Annotated in this window: 21 protein-coding genes; 12 read left to right on the forward strand and 9 right to left on the reverse strand. The window is 59.9% G+C overall.

Annotated elements, in window-relative coordinates:
* Positions 1–15: 15 nt before the first annotated feature.
* Complete coding sequence (locus tag AB8B29_RS34825; protein WP_037197992.1) at positions 16–1017, reverse strand: ABC transporter substrate-binding protein; 1002 nt, start codon at positions 1015–1017, stop codon at positions 16–18.
* A gap of 52 nt (positions 1018–1069) precedes the next feature.
* On the reverse strand, positions 1070–2152 hold the full coding sequence (locus AB8B29_RS34830) for a 4-oxalomesaconate tautomerase (protein ID WP_037197990.1): 1083 nt from the start codon (positions 2150–2152) through the stop codon (positions 1070–1072).
* 106 nt (positions 2153–2258) lie between these two features.
* Here AB8B29_RS34830 and AB8B29_RS34835 point away from each other — a divergent pair, with 106 nt between their 5' ends.
* Positions 2259–3179, forward strand: a complete 921-nt coding sequence (locus AB8B29_RS34835) for a LysR family transcriptional regulator (RefSeq protein WP_037197987.1) — start codon at positions 2259–2261, stop codon at positions 3177–3179.
* Positions 3180–3246: 67 nt separating this feature from the next.
* Here the strand turns inward: AB8B29_RS34835 and AB8B29_RS34840 are convergent, their stop codons facing one another.
* From AB8B29_RS34840 to AB8B29_RS34850, 3 genes are all read right to left on the reverse strand, one after another.
* Positions 3247–4089, reverse strand: coding sequence for an MBL fold metallo-hydrolase (locus tag AB8B29_RS34840; RefSeq protein ID WP_051963712.1), 843 nt, complete (start codon positions 4087–4089; stop codon positions 3247–3249).
* A 99-nt stretch (positions 4090–4188) separates the two neighbouring features.
* A complete protein-coding gene (locus AB8B29_RS34845; RefSeq protein ID WP_037197985.1) occupies positions 4189–4683 on the reverse strand; it encodes a lipocalin-like domain-containing protein in 495 nt (164 codons plus the stop codon).
* 49 nt (positions 4684–4732) lie between these two features.
* Entirely contained in the window at positions 4733–5566 is an 834-nt protein-coding gene (locus AB8B29_RS34850) for an SDR family oxidoreductase (RefSeq protein ID WP_037198141.1), read from the reverse strand.
* A 93-nt stretch (positions 5567–5659) separates the two neighbouring features.
* Here AB8B29_RS34850 and AB8B29_RS34855 point away from each other — a divergent pair, with 93 nt between their 5' ends.
* Positions 5660–6559, forward strand: a complete 900-nt coding sequence (locus tag AB8B29_RS34855) for a LysR family transcriptional regulator (protein ID WP_037197982.1) — start codon at positions 5660–5662, stop codon at positions 6557–6559.
* Positions 6560–6664: 105 nt separating this feature from the next.
* Here the strand turns inward: AB8B29_RS34855 and AB8B29_RS34860 are convergent, their stop codons facing one another.
* The 3 genes from AB8B29_RS34860 to AB8B29_RS34870 all read right to left on the reverse strand — a co-directional run bounded on the left by AB8B29_RS34860 (position 6665) and on the right by AB8B29_RS34870 (position 8799).
* Positions 6665–6991 carry an Atu4866 domain-containing protein gene (locus AB8B29_RS34860; RefSeq protein WP_037198140.1) on the reverse strand — a complete coding sequence of 109 codons (327 nt, stop codon included), beginning with the start codon at positions 6989–6991 and terminating at the stop codon, positions 6665–6667.
* A 108-nt stretch (positions 6992–7099) separates the two neighbouring features.
* Positions 7100–7654 (reverse strand): nuclear transport factor 2 family protein, encoded by a 555-nt coding sequence (locus AB8B29_RS34865; RefSeq protein WP_037197981.1) that lies wholly within the window; start codon positions 7652–7654, stop codon positions 7100–7102.
* Positions 7655–7740: 86 nt separating this feature from the next.
* The gene (locus tag AB8B29_RS34870) at positions 7741–8799 is read right to left on the reverse strand and encodes an aldo/keto reductase (protein WP_092574595.1); all 1059 of its coding nucleotides are present in this window, start codon (positions 8797–8799) and stop codon (positions 7741–7743) included.
* A 96-nt stretch (positions 8800–8895) separates the two neighbouring features.
* On the opposite strand from AB8B29_RS34870, the gene AB8B29_RS34875 reads away from it, so the two are divergent.
* A complete protein-coding gene (locus tag AB8B29_RS34875) occupies positions 8896–9786 on the forward strand; it encodes a LysR family transcriptional regulator (RefSeq protein ID WP_037200099.1) in 891 nt (296 codons plus the stop codon).
* Positions 9787–9788: 2 nt separating this feature from the next.
* Here AB8B29_RS34875 and AB8B29_RS34880 read toward each other — a convergent pair whose 3' ends face one another.
* Positions 9789–10022 (reverse strand): HWE histidine kinase domain-containing protein, encoded by a 234-nt coding sequence (locus AB8B29_RS34880; RefSeq protein WP_081938853.1) that lies wholly within the window; start codon positions 10020–10022, stop codon positions 9789–9791.
* 56 nt (positions 10023–10078) lie between these two features.
* Between AB8B29_RS34880 and AB8B29_RS34885 the strand changes: the two genes are divergently transcribed.
* From AB8B29_RS34885 to AB8B29_RS34925, 9 genes are all read left to right on the forward strand, one after another.
* Positions 10079–11206 (forward strand): LysR family transcriptional regulator, encoded by a 1128-nt coding sequence (locus AB8B29_RS34885; RefSeq protein ID WP_439007137.1) that lies wholly within the window; start codon positions 10079–10081, stop codon positions 11204–11206.
* 139 nt (positions 11207–11345) lie between these two features.
* The gene (locus AB8B29_RS34890; RefSeq protein WP_439007138.1) at positions 11346–12431 is read left to right on the forward strand and encodes an ABC transporter substrate-binding protein; all 1086 of its coding nucleotides are present in this window, start codon (positions 11346–11348) and stop codon (positions 12429–12431) included.
* A complete protein-coding gene (locus tag AB8B29_RS34895) occupies positions 12431–13519 on the forward strand; it encodes an ABC transporter ATP-binding protein (protein ID WP_051964140.1) in 1089 nt (362 codons plus the stop codon). The genes AB8B29_RS34890 and AB8B29_RS34895 overlap by 1 nt, the downstream gene beginning before the upstream one ends.
* Positions 13519–14397: an ABC transporter permease gene (locus AB8B29_RS34900; RefSeq protein WP_037200102.1), complete on the forward strand. Its 879-nt coding sequence runs from the start codon at positions 13519–13521 to the stop codon at positions 14395–14397. The genes AB8B29_RS34895 and AB8B29_RS34900 overlap by 1 nt, the downstream gene beginning before the upstream one ends.
* Complete coding sequence (locus AB8B29_RS34905; protein WP_037200103.1) at positions 14394–15191, forward strand: ABC transporter permease; 798 nt, start codon at positions 14394–14396, stop codon at positions 15189–15191. Before AB8B29_RS34900 ends, AB8B29_RS34905 begins: the two co-directional genes overlap by 4 nt.
* Positions 15188–16702 carry an NAD(P)-binding domain-containing protein gene (locus tag AB8B29_RS34910; RefSeq protein WP_037200105.1) on the forward strand — a complete coding sequence of 505 codons (1515 nt, stop codon included), beginning with the start codon at positions 15188–15190 and terminating at the stop codon, positions 16700–16702. The genes AB8B29_RS34905 and AB8B29_RS34910 overlap by 4 nt, the downstream gene beginning before the upstream one ends.
* A complete protein-coding gene (locus AB8B29_RS34915; RefSeq protein ID WP_037200106.1) occupies positions 16699–17517 on the forward strand; it encodes a creatininase family protein in 819 nt (272 codons plus the stop codon). The genes AB8B29_RS34910 and AB8B29_RS34915 overlap by 4 nt, the downstream gene beginning before the upstream one ends.
* 2 nt (positions 17518–17519) lie before the next feature.
* On the forward strand, positions 17520–19208 hold the full coding sequence (locus AB8B29_RS34920) for a CocE/NonD family hydrolase (protein WP_037200107.1): 1689 nt from the start codon (positions 17520–17522) through the stop codon (positions 19206–19208).
* Positions 19198–19680, forward strand: coding sequence for a nucleoside deaminase (locus AB8B29_RS34925; protein ID WP_037200108.1), 483 nt, complete (start codon positions 19198–19200; stop codon positions 19678–19680). The genes AB8B29_RS34920 and AB8B29_RS34925 overlap by 11 nt, the downstream gene beginning before the upstream one ends.
* Positions 19681–19690 lie beyond the last annotated feature (10 nt).

A 19690-nucleotide genomic window follows, 5' to 3' on the forward strand; every position in this document is an offset into this window, starting at 1 on the left:
GACATTGGAGGCCTCTTAGTTGGCGGCGCGCAGGGCTGCGGCCTCTACGAACCTGTTCGTGTAGGTGGCATTGAGATCGATTGTTGCCTTGTGAACGCTCTCGTTGAAGCTCTTGAGAACGGCGAGCGGCGTCTCGGTATCTTGCGCGACGAACAGGCCGTCCTTCGAGAAGATCGCCTTGGCGTTCTCGACTGCCTTGATGTAGGTCGCCTTGTCGCCGGAGACGAAATCGTCAGGTAGCTGCTCGACGATTTCGGCTGCTGTGTGATTTTTCATCCAATGCAGCGCCTTCACCGTGGCGTTGGCGACCTTCTGGATCACCTCCGGATGGGCCTCGATATAGGCCTGGTTGGCATAGAGAACCGAGGTCGGATAGATACCGCCATAGACGGCCTTGGCGCCCTCATCGCTGCGAGCGTCGATCAGGATCTTGCCAATGCCGCGCTCGACGACGATCGTTGCAGCCGGATCGTAGTTGACAAGAAGGTCGACTTTGCCCTGCTGCAAGGCCGCCACTGCAGCCGCGCCGGAGCCGACGCCGATGATCGAGATATCGTTTTCGGTCAGGCCATGCTGCTGAAGATAATAGCGAATGAAGAAATCGGACGACGAACCCGGCGCCGTGATGCCGATGCTCTTTCCCTTGATCGTTGCCGGCTTGGCCGGATCGAAATCGGTGTCGTTCTTTCCAACGAGGACCAGCCCCGAATTGCGGGCGAGCTGTACGAAGCCGACGACATGCTTGCCCTGCGACTGCATCTGGATCGTGTGATCATAAAAGCCAACGGCAACGTCGGTCGAGCCCGCGACAAGAGCCTGCAGGACCTTGGAGCCTCCTTGAGCAAAATTCTCCGTAGTCACCTCCAGCCCCTCTTCCTTGTAGAAGCCAAGGCTTTCGGCAACGGGGAACGGCAGGTTATTGAGATTATAAGAGCCGACGCTCATCCGAACCGGCTCGGCATGAGCGACGCCGGCAAGCACCATGATGGCGGTTGCCGCGAGCAGACAATTGCGCATGAAATTTCCTCCCTGACTATATCCGGTCCTCACCGGATCGATTGGTAATGATCTAGGCCGCGTGTTCGACAAACCCGGCGGGCTTGGCAAACGCATAGCCTTCGAAAAGACGACGCGCGGTTCGCACGAGACCGGCCACGGTCACGCCGCCGCGCGTCTCCAGCTCGACGTCGAGACGGCCGCCCGGATGTTCAATCCGCACAGTCGCCGGAAGAGATGAGCCGCCTACAAGATCGGCGGCAATCGTCCCCGGCGTGACAACCGCAGTTGCTATGCCGACCGCCCCCGTCGTCGCAAGGGCCGGATGGCAATCGTTCGGCATGAAATAACGAACCGCAAGTGTACCGCCCTTCTGCGGCGGCGCAATCAGGACCGGCTTCGGAATGACCTTGTCCGACACATCGCCCATGCCCATGATCTTGCCGGCCCGGATGCGGATCGCCGACATGCGTGCGATCAGCTCGCTATTCCTGGACAGCGTCGCGGCGTCTTCATATCCAGTGACTCCGAGATCGGCAGCGCGCATGAGCACCATGGGTATGGCGCAATCGATGATCGTCACCCTCATACCGTCAATGACATCCGATGCATTGCCGCTTGGAAGCAGTTTGCCGGTCTTGGCTCCCGCGGCATCGAGAAAGGTGAGCGCGATCGGTGCGGCAAGTCCCGGCACGCCGTCGATCGAGGCATCACCGAGATAGGTCACCTCCCCGTTGCGGGTCGGCACTTTCGCCTCGATCACCTTGCCGGTGTTGACATTGTGGATGCGTACGAGCGTTTCGGCTGCCCCGGCCTTCACCAGGCCGGCTTCGATGGAGAAAGGCCCGACGGCCGCCAGCATATTTCCGCAGTTCGGCGAGTAGTCGACGATCTGCCGGTCGGTCCGGACCTGAGCGAACAGATAGTCGACATCGGCGCCGGCAACGCTCGGCGGACCGATGATCGCCACCTTCGAGGTGACGGGATTTCCGCCCCCTATGCCATCGATTTGCAGCGGATGACCCGAACCCATGATCGACAGCAAGGCCGCATCGCGGCTGGCGGCGTCCGACGGCAGGTCCGCGCTCAAAAAGAACGGCCCCCGAGAGGTTCCGCCGCGCATCAAGACGCAAGGAATCCGCACCAAATCGTTCATAACAAACCTTCTAAGTTTCATAAAGTGGATCAATCCACCGGCTTGTTGCAATATGTGCAAGAAGCGGTTATTTGTGAAATGCAATTTTCGGAGGGATTATTTCATTATGAGCATCAATTGCGAGATTTTGGACCTTCGTGCATTCCAAGCCGTGGTCGAACTCGAGAGCTTTCATCGCGCGGCGGAGGCCTTGCACATCTCGCAGCCGGCTTTGACGCGCCGCATCCAGAAACTGGAACAATCGATCGGCGCGCCATTGCTCGACAGAACCACCCGCCATGTGGCGCCGACGGCCACCGGTCAAGAGATGATCCCTCTCGTTCGGCGCATGCTGGAGGAGTTCGACGGCTCGCTCTTTGCCATCAAGGACAGTGGATCACAGCGTCGCGGACTGATAACCATGGCCTGCGTACCGACCGCCGCCTTCTACTTCCTCCCGACCGTTATTCGCACCTTTGGCCGCGACTATCCTCACATACGGTTGAGGATCCGGGATCTGACCGCCAATGAGGGGCTACAAGCGGTGGCTCGAGGAGAAGTCGAGTTCGGTATCAACTTGATGGGCAATTCCGATCCGGATCTATCGTTCGAGCCGTTGATCGACGATCCATTTGTGTTGGCCATGCGCAAAGACCATCCGCTTGCCGCCTTTGACGAAATCCACTGGAACCAGCTCGAGGGCCACCCACTTGTTGTGGTCGATCGCTCCAGTGGCAACCGCACGCTTCTTGACGCGGCGCTCGCCCGGGCGAACCTCAGGCTCAACTGGTTCTACGAGGTCACCCATTTGAATACCTCGCTGGGACTGGTCGAGGCGGGGTTGGGAATTTCCGTGCTTCCAAGGCTGGCAACGCCGCAGGAGGAGCATCCGTTTCTCGTCACCCGCCCGATCGTCAATCCTGTCGTTACTCGGACGATCGGCATCGTCAGACGCAGGAGTGCCACCCTATCCCCCGCAGCCGACCGTTTCATCGATATGCTTTTGACGACCTGGAAACGGCCGGAACGAACAATTGCTGCGAACTAATCGCGTCGGGTGCCGTCAGGCGTACGAAAGCCTCTCATGCAGGAACCCGCGGTCGGCAGTCTCTGAGCTATGGGGTTTTGTGTATCGGATCTTCCGGCGGGGCGCCGATCGCAGCGACGTTTGTCAGTCCCAGCAGGCCGAGAGTGGTGTTTCCAGGTGTGATTGCCGAGATTTTTGTCGTGACTGGGAGCACGTTTGCCAGGCTGAAAGCCGTCGCGATAGTGACTGGCGCAGGGCCTCCCGTTGGCCGGCTGTGTGTTGAGTGGTCCATATGAATGGATCTGCCATGCCGGGTCATGACGCACTCTCCCGGTTCGTCGTCCGCCTCGTCAGGGAACGACGGGACAGCGTTGAGGAGTTCGCGGGCACAGAAGTCCCATTCTGCCTGACCGACGACATATCGTACCCGGCTGAACCCCGGACGATCGCCTTCCATGAGCCCGTTGATGTGATCGGCATGCAGATGAGAAATCGCCACGATTGTCACACCGGACGGTGCATAGCCCGATGACGCGATGCGGTTCGCCAGTTGCCCGGTTCCAAACTCCCTACCCTCCGGCCCATTGCCGGTGTCGAAGAGGATGAGGTCCGTCCCTGTGTTCACAAGCACCGGGTTGAATTGCCCGATCATTCGATCCGACGGCAGAAAGTTGGCTTTCATGAGAGACACGACTTCGTCGGCGTCCCGATCGGCGCCGAAGGTCGGATGTGGGCCATCGAATATCCGGCTGCCATCGAGAATGACAGTGATCTCGAACTCGCCCAGCATGAAGCGGTAAAAGCCGGTGTTGGCGATGTCCGATTTCGGTGGAGCGGCCGCGAAGGCAGCGCGTGTCATGATCTGAGGCGTTGAAAGCGCCAGCGCGGTTACGGCTCCTGCCGTGAACATGGAGCGGCGATTGAAAAGCATGGCTCTTTCCTCCGGATAGCTCAACTTCGTTTTTGGCATGCTCGAAGGGCGGACGCTCGCAAGGTCGAGACCTTGTGCAGAGGACCGCCCTCCGGTGCCTCATTTGACGCGCTGCCATTCGATCCTGATTTCAGTGCCTTCCGGCCTACGGAATTGTTCAGTCATACGGTCGCCGTCAACGACCAGCCTCAGATCATCACGGGTTCGCACGCTGCCAACCCAGTTCGGGAATGTGGCCCCTTCGACACGGTTTCCGCTGAATTCTCCCTTCTCATCGACGGTGTAGGTTCCGAAAAACCCGATACTGCGTGACATGGCCATACGATTTTCATCATCGGTTCCCTCACCGCGAGCGTTAGAAGCAAACCGCGGGATGTCGGCGTCGGTAAGAACTTCCACGAAGTGCATGTCGGGAGTGAAGACGAGAAGACCGTTGGGTTTCTCTCCGTAGGCGGAGATATTTTTTCCACCGGGATCGATCGTTGCCGACATCATCCGCCAAGTGCCTACGACCTGATTTTCTGCGGCAGTCTGCGCAAAAGCGGAAGACGAAATGCTTAGGGCAAGGGCCAATATAACCGGTCGAATGGACATGTTTTTTCCTTGCTGTTCATGAGGTCTGTTCTTCCGCCACTGCTGCGGTTCACAGATCCTGCCGATCGGCGGAATTCGCCACTTCCCGCTGCGCCTCAAGAGCGGACAGGCGTGCGGAAAGCGCCTGCGAGATAGATGAATAGGCAGTGCTGCCCAGCGCCAACCGCAATGGCGGCGTCTCGCTCTCGGCGGCGGATATGATTGCGGCTACGGTGCGCGCGGCATCTCCCTTGATCTCGAAGCTTCCGTCGCTGATCGCCTGACGAACGGCCCCGGCAGGGGTTTCATCGTAGGCATCCATCGGTGTCGCACGGACGAGATTGGCTCCGAAATTCGTGCCGGTCGGTCCCGGCTCGGCGATAATGAAGTCGATACCGAAAGGCGCCACTTCCTGTGCGACGGATTCGACGAAGCCTTCGATGCCCCACTTGGTTGCGTGATAGAGGCTGAAGCCCGGATAGACGATCTGCCCTCCTTCGGACGAGACCTGGACGATCCGCCCGCCGCCTTGCCTTCGAAGAAGGGGAAGTGCTGCACGGATCAGATGGATGGATCCGGCAAGATTGGTGGCGATCTGCCGGCCGATCTCTTCGTTCGTGAGCTCTTCCGCAGCACCGAACAGACCGTAGCCGGCATTGCTGACGATCACGTCGATCCGGTCGTGCCGTTGGAACGCGCCGTTAACGGTCGAGGCAATGCTCTCCGGTTCGGCCAGATCGAGCTGAACGATATCGAGACGATCGCCGTATTCCTGCGCAAGTTTCGCCAGCGCCCCGGCCCTTCGAATCGTAGCGACCACCTCGTGTCCCTGGCTGAGCAGCTGTTGCGTCATCTCGAGGCCGAGCCCCGAGGAGGCGCCGGTGATGAACCAAATCTTTGGCATGTGAACTCCTGTTTTGTTCATGCGAATGTAAAACAACAGCATTGGTGATATAAGGTCTTCAATTTGAGATAACATGGTGAGGATATTTCACGAATGGTACGCCCTAGTTTGAACGATCTCGCGGCCTTTGCGGCGGTGGCCAGTCACCAGAGCTTTCGCAGAGCGGCCGAGATCATGGGCGTATCGCGCTCGGCTCTCAGCCACGCAATCATCGGACTGGAGGCAAAACTGGACGTGCGGCTCTTCAACCGGACGACACGCAGCGTGTCGCTGACCCAGGCCGGCGCGCGCCTGCTCGCGCGCCTCGATCCGGTCCTTCAGGAACTCGATCAGGCGCTCGATACCTTGTCGGAGGAGCGCGGCACGCCGAGCGGCACACTGCGGATTAATGCAAACAAGAGCGGCGCGCGCATTCTCCTCGCAGAGGTCGTGCCGCGCTTTCTCGATCTCTATCCCGACGTCGAGCTTGATCTTGTTTCGGAAGGTCGGCTCGTCGATATCGTGGAACAGGGTTTCGATGCCGGAATACGCCTGCTGGAAGCTGTTCCGAAAGACATGGTCGCGGTGAAGTTCGGCGGCGACGTGCGTTTCATCGCCGTGGCGGCGCCTTCCTATCTGGACGGGAAAGCAAGACCGCATACGCCCGACGATCTTTATGTGCACTGCTGCGTCCGCCAGCGTTTGCCGAGCGGAAAGCGCTATCGCTGGGAGTTCTCAAAACGCGGCGCGGAAGTGGCGATCGACGTCCCGGGCAACCTCACCCTCGATGACAATGATCTTCTCGTGCAGGCGGCGGTGGACGGACGCGGCATCGCCTATGTGCCCGACTATTTCGCACGGCGATTCCTGGCATCCGGCCAGTTGGTAGTAGTACTTGACGAATGGTGTCCGCCGACACCAGGCTTGGCGCTCTATTACCCGCGCAGTCGGCACGTGCCCTCGCCGTTACGGGCCTTCATCGACCTCCTGCGAGAAGTGGACAGGACACGATGACGGGCCGGCGGCAAATTGCGTCCGTGCCTGTCAAATGGATTCAGGAAGACCTGCGGCACCCCATCGCTCTGAACCGTTTCCGCATCGCGGAGGCCCGCCGGTATGTCAAGGCGACGCTGGCTTGCGACGCAAGATCATGCCGCCATGGTGCAGTGTATTGGCATCGACGAAATCGCCGTCGGCAGTGAAGCCCGTGTCGTCCCAATACTCGATATGCGTCCCGTCGACTTCGTAGCGCCCTTCATAGGCTCGCTCGCGCTGGCCGCGGGCCTCGACATAGCGTCCGTTCGGTAGAAGTTCATGGCGAACGCGGTTGTCGTCGGTGACCCACATGCCAGCATATGGATGGTTCGGCTGCAAATTGGTCTCCTGTGCTTCTGCGGGCTGAAACGTAAGGCTGGCGGTGATGAGTGCTTCAAGTAACTGTCGCATGGTCTTGCTCCATTCAGCGTTACTGTTTTCGGTTTGGAGGCGATAGCGCATGGGTGCGCGGTGTCGGTTCGGCAGACAGTCAAGTTCTGCCGAAGCCGCGGGCGTCGGTCATTGAGGACGCGGAGCGTTGTTGTCGACGACCTGCTGATAGGCAACGAGGTCCAGGAAGGCTTCCGCCTTGACGACGAGACCGTCCTTCATCTCGAATATCCAGACAAACTGATTGCGATAAGGTGCGCCCGACGTCGTGGTCGCTGTTCCGTCGAAGCGGATGATGATCGTGTCGCCGTCGGCAAAGATGTCGTGCACCTCAGGCACGACCGGCGTCGCAAGGCGGCTGGTCAGAGGACGCGATGCCTGTTCGATAAAATCCTTCTGGTTGCGATAGGTGCCCGCGACCGGCCCGGAGCCGTGGATCGTCCAGACGACGTCGGGAGCGAGAAGTTCCGCGAAGACGTAGGTGCCCCCACGCCATTTTTCGAAGGCGGCTTCGACGATAGCCTTGTTCTGCCGTTCGATCGCGGCACTGTCCGGAGCCTGCACCTGTGTTGCCGCGGTGTTGGCAATGGCTCGGCCCGGCAAGGCGAGCGACAGCAATGCCAATGTGATCAGAGCTGTTCGGCTCGCGCCGGCGACTCGGTGGCGTGTCGGAAGAATGGTCATGGTATCGGTCCTTTCCTGTTGCTGAGACCCATCGACCGGCAATGAAGCTGCATGCACGGTCGACAGGCGTCACGTCGTTTGAACGGTCAGTCGCGGCGTTCGACCACGGCACCGCCGAAGATCAGTTGCTGGACGAGGGGACGTTGCGTGAAGCGAGCGGGAAAGACGGGGCTAGGTACGCTGACCCGGTTTAGACGATCCAGTTGCTCCGGCGTTAGCAGCAGATCTAGAGCTCCGAGATTGTCCTCGGCCTGGGCGAGCGGGCGGGCGCCGATGATGGGGGAGACGACAGTCGGATTGGACAATGTCCACGCAAGCGCTACCCGCGATGGCGTGGAGTTGGCCTCTTCGGCGACGGCTCGAACCTCGTCCGCAATTTCGATCGCACGTTGATTCAGATGTCCGGACGACGCTATGACACCCTTCCGGCTGGCAGACACGGTCGCCTCTCGCGAATCCTCGATGTCGGCCAGGGAATACTTGCCCGTGAGCACGCCACCGCCGAGTGGCGACCATGGAAGCACCCCAAGGCCCAAATCCGCGGCCGCCGGCAGAAGCTCGTGCTCGACGGTCCGCTCCACGAGGCTGTATTCGATCTGCATCGCCACGAAAGGAGACCAGCCGCGGATGTAGGCGAGCGTCTGCATCTGCGCGACGCGCCATGCAGGCGTGTTGCAGATGCCGAGATAGAGCACCTTCCCGGACCGAACGAGGTCGTCGAGCGCTCGCATGACCTCGTCCGGCCGGGTCGTCATATCCCATGCATGGAGATAAAGGAGGTCGATGCGATCAGTGCCGAGCTGCGTCAGGCTCTGCTCGACGGAGCGCACCACGTTCAGGCGGTGGTTGCCGCCGGAGTTCGGGTTGCCCGGGTCGCGCGCCATGGTAAATTTCGTCGCAAGAACGATCCGCTCGCGCTTGTCGCCGATGAAGGTGCCGAGCAGGCTCTCGGCACGGCCGTTGGTGTAGTTTACCGACGTGTCGACGAAGTTGCCGCCCCGGTCGACATAGAGATCGAAGATGCGGCGGGCCTCCTCGCCGTCCGCCCCCCAACCCCAGTCGGAACCAAAGGTCATCGTTCCGAGGCTCAACGGCGAAACGCGCAAGCCCGACCGTCCCAGAAGTTTGTATTGATCAAGCGTCATATTGGCTCTCTCTTGGTTGCGAGATCCAAAGTAGATGCGCCGAGGAGAGCGAACAACTTGCTCAATGATGACCACTTTGATAACTAAATCTAACCAATGGCAATCGACCTGAGCGGCATCTCTGTTTTCCTGGCCGTCGCCGAAGCGCGGAGCTTTCGTGTGGCCGCGGAGAATTTGGGCGTCACTCGGCCAGCGATCAGCCAGGCCATCCGGCGTCTCGAAGATCGGCTGGGTGTCGCGCTCGTGCAGCGAACGACGCGCAGTGTCAGTCTCACAGAGGCTGGCGAACGACTGTATCAGCGGGTGGCCCCGGCTATTTCCGAAGTCGGACTGGCGCTCGACGCGACGGCGGACCGCGACAGCGCACCAAGCGGACTGTTGAGGCTCGCGGTGTCATCCATCGCCGAGCAGTTCATCTCCGGGCCGCTGCTGGCGCGTTTCGCGGACACCTTTCCCGCCATCCAGATTGACGTGACCGTCACGGACGAAGAATTCGACATTGTCGCGGAAGGCTACGACGCGGGGGTACGTCTGGGCGAAGTGATCGATCAGGATATGATTGCCGTTCCGGTGTCGGGTGAGCAGCGTCAGGGCGCCTTCGCCGCGCCGTCCTACATCGAACGTTTCGGCAGACCCGAGCACCCTTCGGAGCTCTCGGCGCATCGTTGTATTGGTTGGCGACCAGCTCCCCACAGCGCGCCCTATCGTTGGGAATTCGGCCAGGGTGGACGCGAGTTCGACGTGGCTGTCGACCCCCAGATCACCACCAACGACATGTGGCTTATGATCCGCACAGCCTGTGCCGGCGGCGGCATCACCTTCGGGATGGAGGACACCTTCAAACCCTATGTCGAATCCGGTCAGCTCGTCGCTCTGCTTCAGGAGTATTGTCCTCCCTTTGCCGGGTTTTTTCTGTATTATCCTAGCCGACACAACCTCCCTCCGAAGCTTCGGGCACTCGTCGACCACGTGAAGCGGTGGCGATAGCGTCAGCCCATCAGGAGGGTCTTTCGTAGGAGGATCGCAGAACTTGGCGGCCGGGTTTGGCATTTCGGCCCGCAAGCGTCTGGCTTGACCGTCATGGTTAGCTCATGGGCACGCGCCAGCGACGTCAGTCGAGATTGAATAGCCCGTAGCACATCATCAACATTTCCAGGCGCGCTTGCACTTATCGATACGATCGCACTCGCCAACGCGAACAAATTCTTCACGCGATGGCGCATTTCCCCCAAAATGTTGAAATTTGGTCCGTGCAGCAATGCTATTGGAGGGTGTTCGAATGTCTGACAACTGGCTTTGGACGCTCTTGACTGCAATGATCATGCATAACGGCATGACCATCGACCTCTCCGGTTGGCATGAAATATGCCTCTTCTCAAGCTTGCTGCACCGTTCGACAAGGGGAAGGCTGATCATGATGCGACAGGCGAATGGGATGATGGATGTGCGTCTGATGCGCACGCTCCTGACCTTGCTGACGGAATGCAGCGTTTCGAAAACCGCTGACATTCTGGGGCAGGCCCAGCCGACCGTCAGCCTGACACTGAAACGGCTGCGGGAAATGCTGGACGATCCGCTTCTGGTTAGGTCCGGAGGGGCGCTGGTACCAACGGAGCGGGGTCTCGCCCTGAAGGAGACGTTGCGCGACATTCTCGGCCAGATCGACGCGCACCTGTCGCCTCACGCCACCTTCGACCCGAACAATGCGACGCGAAACTTCCGCATCATCGCAGACAACTGCCTCGGAGCCGTGTTTCTGCCTCAGCTGGTCGGAAAGATTGCACAAAAGGCGCCCAATGTCGGCGTCGATGCGTCCCACATGCCGAGCTATGATGATCTTATCAGCCAGCTTGCGGACGGATCCATCGATGCGGTCATCGGCAATTGGCCGCATCCGCCGGAGTATCTGCGGATGTCTCCCCTGTTAACCACCGACATCGTGTGCATCGTCCGCCCAAGCCATAGACTGGCAAGTCAACGTGGACCGATCTCGATGGGCGAGTTCCTGAAGGAAAAACATCTTTCTCCGACCTCCGACAAGAGAGCCCAACTGAGTCCGATCGACGGGCGGCTGATCGAACTCGGGCTCAAGCGCAACATCGCTGTATCCGTGCCAGAATATGCGATCACGCCCTACGTGCTGACACAATCGGACCTCGTCTTCACCACCGGTCGAATTTTTGCCGAGCAGATCGCTCAATCCTTTCCGCTCGTCGTTCTTGAGGCACCGCGCGAACTCGGACAGATGCAGTTCTACATGCTCTGGCATGAGTGCAAGCACCAATCTCCCGATCACGTCTGGCTCCGGCAGATGATCAAGTCGGTTGCGGCCGGAGTCCGCGTCTGTGATCCGACGGGGTCGGTACCAATCACATTCCTGCGGTCCGGAGCACCGGTCTTCGTTTAAACCAATCTTGCAAAAGGCGGGCGGCAAAGAGGGCGCTCGCCTTTTGCGCAGTGCAATATAGTCTATTTGGGTTCCGTTATAGGCTTTCCTGTCCAAACAAACGACATTGGTCGCAGTTCACTCGCAACCAGATGAGGGCATGATGGCAGGTTCAGGAATTAGCCGACGTGAGGTGCTTGCAGGGATTGCAGCCGGTACGGCAGCAGGGATGTTCGGTTCGTTGAGCAGCGCCAGGGCGGCCGTTTCCGAAATGGTCTGGGCGACCTGGGATTCCAACGGCCATCCTGAATACCTTGCGGCCTTCGAAGCGCAGACCGGCGTCAAGATCAAGCTGTCTTATCTTTCTAGCGAGGACGCACAATTCGCGGCGCTGAAAACCGGCACCGCCTCCGACTGGGACATGATCAACCCGTCGCTGAATGGAAGCTGGCGCTACATCAAGGGGGGGCTGCTCAAAGAAATCGACATGGGCAAGATCCCCAACGCCGCCAAAATGTACGACGTTTTCAAGACCACGCCCAAGGTTCTCGACGCCTCGGGCAAGCAGTTCGCCGTTCCCTATCTCTGGGGCCTCAACCCGATCGTCTACCGCAAGGACAAGTTCGAGAGCGAGCCCGACTACACGACGTTGTTCAACGAGAAATACAAGGGCCAGCTTGCCATGCGCGACTATGCGCTGGAGTCCATCGGCATCGCCGGTCTGGTCGCCGGCGTACCGCGCGACAAGGTCTTCCTTATGGAAACCAAGGAACTGGCAGAAGCCAAAAAACTGTTGATCGCGCAAAAGCCGCTGCTGCGCACCTATTGGCAGACGATCGGCGATCTCACCAACCTGTTTGCCACGGGCGAGGTTTCCTGCGCGTTTTCATGGCGGGTTCCCTATGACGCACTGAAAGACAAGCTGGCGATGGGGATGGCCAAGCCGAAAGCCGGTATCATGGGATGGTGCGATTGCTTCGCCATGCCGGCAACACTATCTCCGGAAAAGACCGAAATCGGTTATAAGTTTGTCGATTATCTGCTTGGCGCAGACTTTGCGACTCAGATTGCCAAGATCGGCAACTACGCAACCACCTCGTCCATTATTCGCGACAAGCTGTCGAAGGAGGAGCAGGAAACGATCTTCGTCGACGACATGGATGTGATGAAATCTTTCATGTGGCCCGTCGCCCCGGAGAATTACTCGGAGTGGCTAAAGGTCTGGAATGAAGTCAAGGCAAGCTAATGAAGGTGAGTACGCCTGACATGATGTCCGATCCGACCAGATCGGGGCTTTTGCTGTCGGCCCGCGGCCTGACCAAGAATTATGGCAAGGAACGCGCGGTCGACAGTGTCGATCTCGATGTTCCGGAAAGGGCTTTCACGACGTTTCTCGGCCCTTCCGGTTGCGGCAAGACCACGATACTGCGCATGATTGCCGGCTTCGAGACACCGGACGCGGGATCGATCGTGCTTGACGGACGTTCGCTCTCCGGCGTTCCGCCGGAGCGCCGTCCGGTCAACACCGTGTTCCAGAGCTACGCGTTGTTCCCGCATCTGACCGTGTTCGGAAACGTCGCGTTCTCGCTGACACTGCGGCGCCACAGTAATGTCGATGTGGCGGCGCGCGTCAAAAGGGCGCTGGATGCCGTGCATATGGCGGAGTTCGGTGATCGTTATCCGCATCAGCTCTCGGGTGGCCAGCAACAGCGGGTCGCCGTAGCACGTGCGATCATAGCGGAGCCGCATCTGCTTCTGCTCGACGAACCACTGTCCGCATTGGACAAAAAAATGCGCGGGCATTTACAGATCGAACTGAAGGATTTGCAGCGGCGTCTCGGTATCGCCTTCGTCTACGTCACCCACGATCAGGACGAGGCATTTGCGTTGTCGGACATCGTCGTGATCATGAACAAGGGGCGCATCATTCAAAAGGCCGCCCCGCTGACGATCTATGCCCGTCCTGCCAACGCCTTTGTCGCTGACTTCATCGGCGCAGCGACACTCATTCCAGGTGAAATCGCAAACAATGGCGGGGTGTCCGGATCGGCTGCGATCGATACAGCCATCGGCATCGTGCAATGCCCGGCGGTTGAGGGATTGGTGAAAGGGGATAAGGCAGTGCTCGCCATTCGGCCGGAACATGTCCGTATTGGCGCGGATGGCCTGAACACGACGATCCGGCATGTCGTTTTCAAAGGAGATCGCTACCTTGTCGAGGCCGAGGTTAAGGGCGTCATCTTGCGGTTCATGGCGGATAGCCCGCCTGCGCCTGGAGCGGATGTTGGGCTTGTCGTCGATCGAGACCGTGCCTTCATCACGAGGATCGACTGATGGCCCTGGCGTTTCACCGGGCGCAGCTTGCTATGCCCGTCGCTTGTATACTGGTGCTGGGATGCATTCTCCCGCTTGCCCTGCTCGCGGTTTTCAGCGTCTTCGAGGTGGATCTCGATGCGTTCACGCTCGTTCCGGCCTTTTCGTCACATAGCTGGGCGCAGATGTTCACTAATCCGGTCTTCGCCTTTCTGGTCGGCAAGGCTGTTATCTCAGGTGCTGGAACGGCGGTACTGGCGGCTTTGATCGGATACCCGATCGCCGTTTCGATGACGCGCCTTCCCCTTCTATGGAAGGGGGTCGGCAGCATCGTCCTTTTGACACCGCTCTATACCGGCGAGATTGTCCGGATTTATGCCTGGCGGGTCGTTCTCGGCTCTGAAGGACTGGTCAACGCCGTTCTAAAATGGTTTGGCGTGATAGATGAGCCGTTGAAATTCCTGCTGTTTTCGCCGTTCACCACGCATCTTGTGCTTCTCTACAACAATTTGCCCTTCATGGTGCTGGCAATCTGGATCTCGGCGGAATTGATCGACGAACGTTTGATCGAAGCCGCACGGGATCTAGGGGCTCGCCCCATAGATGCGTTCTTCAAGGTCACTTTGCCTTTGACGACGCCTGGACTGGCTGTCGGCGTGTTTACGGTCTTTGCGCTCGCCGCCGGCGACATGATGACGCCGAGCCTTTTGGGCGGGACGTCGGGCGCGACTCCGATGGCCATGATTGACAACCTGTTCGGGACCGCCTTCGATTGGCCGCTGGCCTCCGCGCTATCCCTCAGCCTTCTTATCGTCCTGTTCGTCTTTGCCAGCGGATTTGTGATCTTCCTTCTTCGGTTCGATGGTGCGCGGGCGGTCTTTCGGCGGGGGGCACGATGAGCCGCTTGATGATCTTAACGCTCGGCCTTGCCGTGTGCTTCTTCTATCTGCCGATCGTGGTTCTCGGAATTTTTTCCTTCAACGCCGCAAGCACGATGGCCTTCCCCTTGAGCGGTTTCACCCTCTCCTGGTATGCCGATCTTTTCGGGAACGAAGCGTTTCTTGGCGGCTTCGTCACCAGTTTTCTGATCGCGCAGCCCGTCGGTCTGCTCGGCGCGCTGATCGGACTGATAGCGGCATTGGCCGTGACGTCGCCGCGCATGAAGTTCCGGGCCGCATTCGGCATCCTGGTCCTCGTGCCCTTTCTAGTGCCGAAGACGGTGCTGTCCATTGCGCAAGCCATGCTCATGAGCTGGGTGGGATTGGGACGTGGGGCAACGGCGCTCATACTGGCGCAGACTTTGGTCGTCATTCCTTTCACCACAACAATCCTTGCCGCCGTGATGATCCGGCTCGATCCGCGGCTTGAGGAAGCGGCACGGGATCTCGGCGCTACCCCGTGGCAAAGCTTCCGGCGCGTTCTGCTGCCACAGTTGAGTGTCGCGCTGAGTGCCGCCTATTCCATCGGGGTCATCCTGTCGCTGGCCGATCTGACCATCTCCATGTTCCTCGCCGGCCGCACGCAGCCGCTGTCGCTGATTGTCGCATCAGAATTCCGGCGCGAGCTCAAGCCCGACCTCAATGCAATGCAGGTTGCCGTCCTCGTGTTGACGGCCCTGATCGTCGCGCTGACCGAAATCAATCGCCGACGCCGCCTGCGCGGACGTATGGCTCGTGTACGAGATGACCCATGATGATTGCTCCAATCGACGCGCCGCGCATCACACTTGACGACCTGAAGCAGGAGGCGCTTGCCGATCTTACTGCGCTCGGCTACCCGAGCGCAGCATGGCTCAGCGACCTGCCGAGACCCGACGCGGCTGAAATCGCTGATGCGATCATTGTCGGCGGCGGCCAGTCCGGCGTCACGATCGCCGCAGCCTTGAAATGGGATGGGCTCCGGCATATCCGCGTCCTGGACAGCGGCGCACCAGGCGCCGAGGGACCATGGCTGACCTTTGCGCGCATGGAGGAGTTGCGCACCCCGAAGACACAGGTCGGCAACGAGTTCAATGTTATCAACCTGTCTGTCCGCCGCTGGTTCGAAACCCGCTACGGGCAACAAGCGTGGGCGGACCTGTCCCGCATTCCGCGAACGGACTGGAAGGCCTATCTCGACTGGTATGCCGACGTTTTCGAGATCGCCATCACCAATCATTGCGAGGTCCTAGATGTCGCCCCGGAGGGCGATCTGATCGCCGTCACGACCCGTCTCGGAGGCAGGATTGAAAAATCCCTGGCGCGAACCGTCGTGCTGGCTACCGGCTATGATGGCGCCGGCGCATGGCGGGTGCCGGCACTTGTATCCGAAGCCCTTGCACCCGAAAAGTTCGATCACACGAACGGGCCGGTCGATTTCGACGCGTTGAAGGGACTGCGCGTCGGCGTGCTCGGCCATGGTGCCTCTGCGTTCGACAATGCGATCAAGGCGCTGGAAGCCGGTGCTGCCTCCGTCGATCTCTGCTTCCGACGCGCGCGACTGCCGCGCACCAATCCCCACCGCGCGGTCGAAACACCCGGCATGATGACGCATTACCCTGACCTTTCCGAGACCACACGCTGGGATATTGCCCGGTTCTTTCGCAGTGCTGATCAGCCGCCACCGGTGCGCAGTTTCGAGACCGCGATGCGCCTTGAAAATTTCAAGCTTCGTCCCGCAACCCCTTGGCTGGAGGTCTCCCAGCAGGCCGATGCGATCCGTGTCACCACGCCTGAAGGTATTCTGGAGTTCGATCATCTGCTTCTTGCGACAGGCATGGATGTCGATCTCGCCGTCAGGCCTGAACTCAAGACCATTCATGACAAGGTCGCGCTTTGGGGCGAACGCTACACGCCGAAAGACGGCAGCGCGGATGCCCGGCTGGCAAGGTTTCCCTATCTCGATGGGTTCTATGGATTCATCCCGAAGGATCCGGATGAGACATGGGTCAGCCGGGTGTTTGCCTTCAACAGCAGCAGTTTCGTCAGTCACGGTCCGCACTCGACGTCGATCAGTGGGCACAAGTATGCCGTTCCACGGCTCGTGCGCGGAGTCCTGCGCCGTCTGCTGCTCGATCGGGAAGCGGTCATCCTGCCGGAACTCGAGGCCTATGTCTCTCCGGATCTGCCGATCCCGGACGATTTCGAAACGGTCGTGGCCGAGGCCAACCGGCAATCGGCAAGATCGCCCGAGACCAACAAGCCAACTATGCGGAGTGGCGCATGACGCATTCCTTTTACTGGGCCGATCACTCGACCGCCGATTTTGCGTCCCGCGATCTGAGTGAGACGGTCGTCATACTGCCGATTGCGGCTGTCGAGCAGCATGGACCCCATCTTCCCGTGCAGGTGGACGCCGCGATCAATGCCGCCATCCTCGATCGGATGGTACCGTTGCTCGACGCAAACGCGGACGTCCTCATCCTGCCGGCAATCAGTATCGGCAAATCGGATGAGCACCTCGCCTATCCAGGGACGTTGACCATATCGGCGCAAACCCTGCGGCTCGTCTGGCTCGATATCGCCAAAAGCGTGGAGCGAGCCGGCGTCCGAAAGATGATCCTGTTCAATTCGCATGGCGGACAGATCTCGCTGATGGAGATGACCTGCCGCGATATCCGTGTCGAACTCGACATGCTGGCGGTCGCCTGTTCCTGGTTCAGGATCACGCCGGTCGACGATCTGTTTTCGTCGGCGGAAATCGTTCACGGCATTCACGGCGGCGATATCGAAACCAGCATGATGCTGGCCATCGCGCCGGACTTGGTCGCCATGGACAAGGCCGAAGATTTCGTGCCGCTGACCGTCGACATCGAGAAGTGCGGCAGCCCGTTGACGGCTGAGGGCGCGGTCGGTTTCGGCTGGCAAGCGCAGGACCTCCATCCCGCGGGCGTCAGCGGAGATGCCGCCAATGCCGACGCCGTCAAAGGCGCGCAGCTGCTTGACCGGGCAGCAACCGGTTTGGTGCGCCTCATCGAGGCGACGCGCAATTTCGACATGAAGAGGCTCACCTCTGAAACACGCTTTTCGGCCATGAGATAACCATGCAGGCACTCCGCCCCGTCGAAACTCTTCGGATGCGCATGGCCGACGGCGTCCATCTGGCAGCTGACGTCTATCGTCCCGTCGGCCCGGAGCGCTATCCCGTCCTGGTGATGCGTCTGCCCTACGGGCGAAAGGTCGCCTCGACGGTCGTTCTGGCCCACCCCGCATGGTATGCGGCGCAGGGTTATGTCGTGCTGGTGCAGGATGTTCGTGGCCGTGGAGATTCTGAAGGGGTCTTCAGGATTCTCGAGGACGATGTCGCCGATGGCGCGCAGACATTGTCGCTGGCGGCCGATCTTGCCGGCGGCAACGGCATGGTGGCCAGCTATGGCTTCAGCTATCACGGCATGAACCAGTTCCTGGCCCTTGCCGGCGCTCGAAAATCCGGCGGAAAATTGCCCGACGCGATGGCGATCGCCATGGCGGCCTTCGATGTGCGCAACCACTGGGCCTTCGAGGGCGACGGATTCCGTCTGCAGTCCAACCAGATGTGGGCGTGCCAGATGGCCGTCGAAAATGCTCGGCTGGCCGGCGACCTCGATGCCGCCCATATGTTGCATGCTGCTTTGCCTTCTCTGCATTCCGGCGCGGTTTCGGCACGGTCGGACGTCTTGGAGCAGGCAGCGCGATACACGCATTATCATGACTGGCTCACTGATGATCCGTCCTATTGGCGGGCAAGGTCGCCGCAATCGCTGCTTGAGGGCGTGACGCTGGACGTTCCGGTCCTGCATGTCGGCGGATGGAACGACATTATGCTTGAGGGCACGTTCGCCGCCTTCGAGGCATTTTCCGCGGGGGGCAGTCTCCAGCGGCTTTCTATCGGACCATGGTCGCATATCCCTTGGGGACGACAGGTCGGGCCAGTGGATGCTGGAGCCGGTGCGGCAGACGGTATCGACCGCGAGATCGTCGCATTTTTCGACGAAGCTCTCAAAGGCCGCGACAATCCTTACCCGAAGGTCCGGCTTTACGATGTTGTTAAAAAGACATGGACCGGTTTCGAAAGCCTGCCGACGGCCGAGACTCTGGTGCTTCATCTCGCATCGGGCGGCCGGGCGGCGGCGACGAGCATCGATGGAACGCTTACGGAGAAGCCGGCACTTGCGAGCGCCGATTATCTCGTCCACGATCCATGGCGGCCGGCCCCGAGCGTCGGGCTGCATCTCGGCACGCCTCCGGATTTTGCCGACCGGGCAGCCATCGACGACAGGGCTGACGTGCTCGTCTATACCTCCGATCCGCTCGACCGGCCGCTCCTGCTGACCGGAGCCGCAAAAGTGAACCTCTTCGTCACCGCCGACAGGCCGAGTTTCGACGTGGATTGCACCTTGAGCGCGCTTGCCCCTGACGGGCCCGCCATCAGCGTAACGTCGGGGCATAAGACCGTAAAGATGCACGGCGACGGATCGGCGGTTCTCGTCACGCTGCGGCCCATGCATGTTACGGTGCCGGCAGGGTATTGCCTGCGTCTGTCCATACAGGCGGCATCGTTCCCTGCCTTCCCCGTCAATCCGGGCACCGGAGCGCGTCCCCAGGACTCAGCCGTAACGGATCGGCTGGTCACGACCCTCGTACTCCGCTCAGGCGATGGCTACCACTCCACCCTGCGATTGCCCGTGATGCGGCAGGCCGATGCGAAAGACAGGCAATCCCATACCGTAGAGGAGAACCGACATGAGCATTGATCACGAAAGCCTTCTTAGATTGACCTTCGAGATTGCACACCGGGCGAAAGCGCATGGCAATATGCCTTTCGGCGCGCTTCTAGCCGGTCCCGGTGGTGAAATTCTTCTTGAGGAAGAGAACGGATATTTCCCCGACCTCGATGGAACAGCCCATGCAGAGCGTCTGTTGGCGACGCGTGCATCGAAGCTCTATCGCGAGCCGTTTCTGGCGGAGTGTACCATGTACAGCTCGGCGGAACCCTGCGCCATGTGCGCCGGCGCTATTTACTGGGTCGGTATCGGCCGGGTCGTCTACGGCCTTTCCGAACATCGGCTGAAGGCCATGACAGGAGATCACCCGGACAACCCGACAATGGATCTACCATGCCGCGATGTCTTTGCAGCCGGCCAGAAAAGCATCGAGGTCATCGGGCCCTTGATCGAGACGGAAGCGGAAGCCGTTCACCGGGACGCCTGGCAATCAACGGTGTGAATACAAGCGG

The organism is Rhizobium sp. 11_C7_N12_5, from assembly GCF_051811145.1.
Lineage (GTDB): Bacteria > Pseudomonadota > Alphaproteobacteria > Rhizobiales > Rhizobiaceae > Rhizobium > Rhizobium lusitanum.

What these genes read in the sequence shown, in the direction of transcription:
- AB8B29_RS34905 (WP_037200103.1), top strand. Translation starts at nt 14,394, where the DNA reads ATGAGCCGCTTGATGATCTTAACGCTCGGCCTTGCCGTGTGCTTCTTC.
- AB8B29_RS34920 (WP_037200107.1), top strand. Translation starts at nt 17,520, where the DNA reads ATGCAGGCACTCCGCCCCGTCGAAACTCTTCGGATGCGCATGGCCGAC.
- AB8B29_RS34925 (WP_037200108.1), top strand. Translation starts at nt 19,198, where the DNA reads ATGAGCATTGATCACGAAAGCCTTCTTAGATTGACCTTCGAGATTGCA.
- AB8B29_RS34880 (WP_081938853.1), bottom strand. Translation starts at nt 10,022, where the DNA reads ATGCGCCATCGCGTGAAGAATTTGTTCGCGTTGGCGAGTGCGATCGTA.
- AB8B29_RS34895 (WP_051964140.1), top strand. Translation starts at nt 12,431, where the DNA reads ATGAAGGTGAGTACGCCTGACATGATGTCCGATCCGACCAGATCGGGG.
- AB8B29_RS34850 (WP_037198141.1), bottom strand. Translation starts at nt 5,566, where the DNA reads ATGCCAAAGATTTGGTTCATCACCGGCGCCTCCTCGGGGCTCGGCCTC.
- AB8B29_RS34885 (WP_439007137.1), top strand. Translation starts at nt 10,079, where the DNA reads ATGTCTGACAACTGGCTTTGGACGCTCTTGACTGCAATGATCATGCAT.
- AB8B29_RS34845 (WP_037197985.1), bottom strand. Translation starts at nt 4,683, where the DNA reads ATGTCCATTCGACCGGTTATATTGGCCCTTGCCCTAAGCATTTCGTCT.
- AB8B29_RS34875 (WP_037200099.1), top strand. Translation starts at nt 8,896, where the DNA reads ATGGCAATCGACCTGAGCGGCATCTCTGTTTTCCTGGCCGTCGCCGAA.
- AB8B29_RS34915 (WP_037200106.1), top strand. Translation starts at nt 16,699, where the DNA reads ATGACGCATTCCTTTTACTGGGCCGATCACTCGACCGCCGATTTTGCG.
- AB8B29_RS34865 (WP_037197981.1), bottom strand. Translation starts at nt 7,654, where the DNA reads ATGACCATTCTTCCGACACGCCACCGAGTCGCCGGCGCGAGCCGAACA.
- AB8B29_RS34910 (WP_037200105.1), top strand. Translation starts at nt 15,188, where the DNA reads ATGATGATTGCTCCAATCGACGCGCCGCGCATCACACTTGACGACCTG.
- AB8B29_RS34870 (WP_092574595.1), bottom strand. Translation starts at nt 8,799, where the DNA reads ATGACGCTTGATCAATACAAACTTCTGGGACGGTCGGGCTTGCGCGTT.
- AB8B29_RS34855 (WP_037197982.1), top strand. Translation starts at nt 5,660, where the DNA reads ATGGTACGCCCTAGTTTGAACGATCTCGCGGCCTTTGCGGCGGTGGCC.
- AB8B29_RS34825 (WP_037197992.1), bottom strand. Translation starts at nt 1,017, where the DNA reads ATGCGCAATTGTCTGCTCGCGGCAACCGCCATCATGGTGCTTGCCGGC.
- AB8B29_RS34840 (WP_051963712.1), bottom strand. Translation starts at nt 4,089, where the DNA reads ATGCTTTTCAATCGCCGCTCCATGTTCACGGCAGGAGCCGTAACCGCG.
- AB8B29_RS34860 (WP_037198140.1), bottom strand. Translation starts at nt 6,991, where the DNA reads ATGCGACAGTTACTTGAAGCACTCATCACCGCCAGCCTTACGTTTCAG.
- AB8B29_RS34890 (WP_439007138.1), top strand. Translation starts at nt 11,346, where the DNA reads ATGATGGCAGGTTCAGGAATTAGCCGACGTGAGGTGCTTGCAGGGATT.
- AB8B29_RS34830 (WP_037197990.1), bottom strand. Translation starts at nt 2,152, where the DNA reads ATGAACGATTTGGTGCGGATTCCTTGCGTCTTGATGCGCGGCGGAACC.
- AB8B29_RS34900 (WP_037200102.1), top strand. Translation starts at nt 13,519, where the DNA reads ATGGCCCTGGCGTTTCACCGGGCGCAGCTTGCTATGCCCGTCGCTTGT.
- AB8B29_RS34835 (WP_037197987.1), top strand. Translation starts at nt 2,259, where the DNA reads ATGAGCATCAATTGCGAGATTTTGGACCTTCGTGCATTCCAAGCCGTG.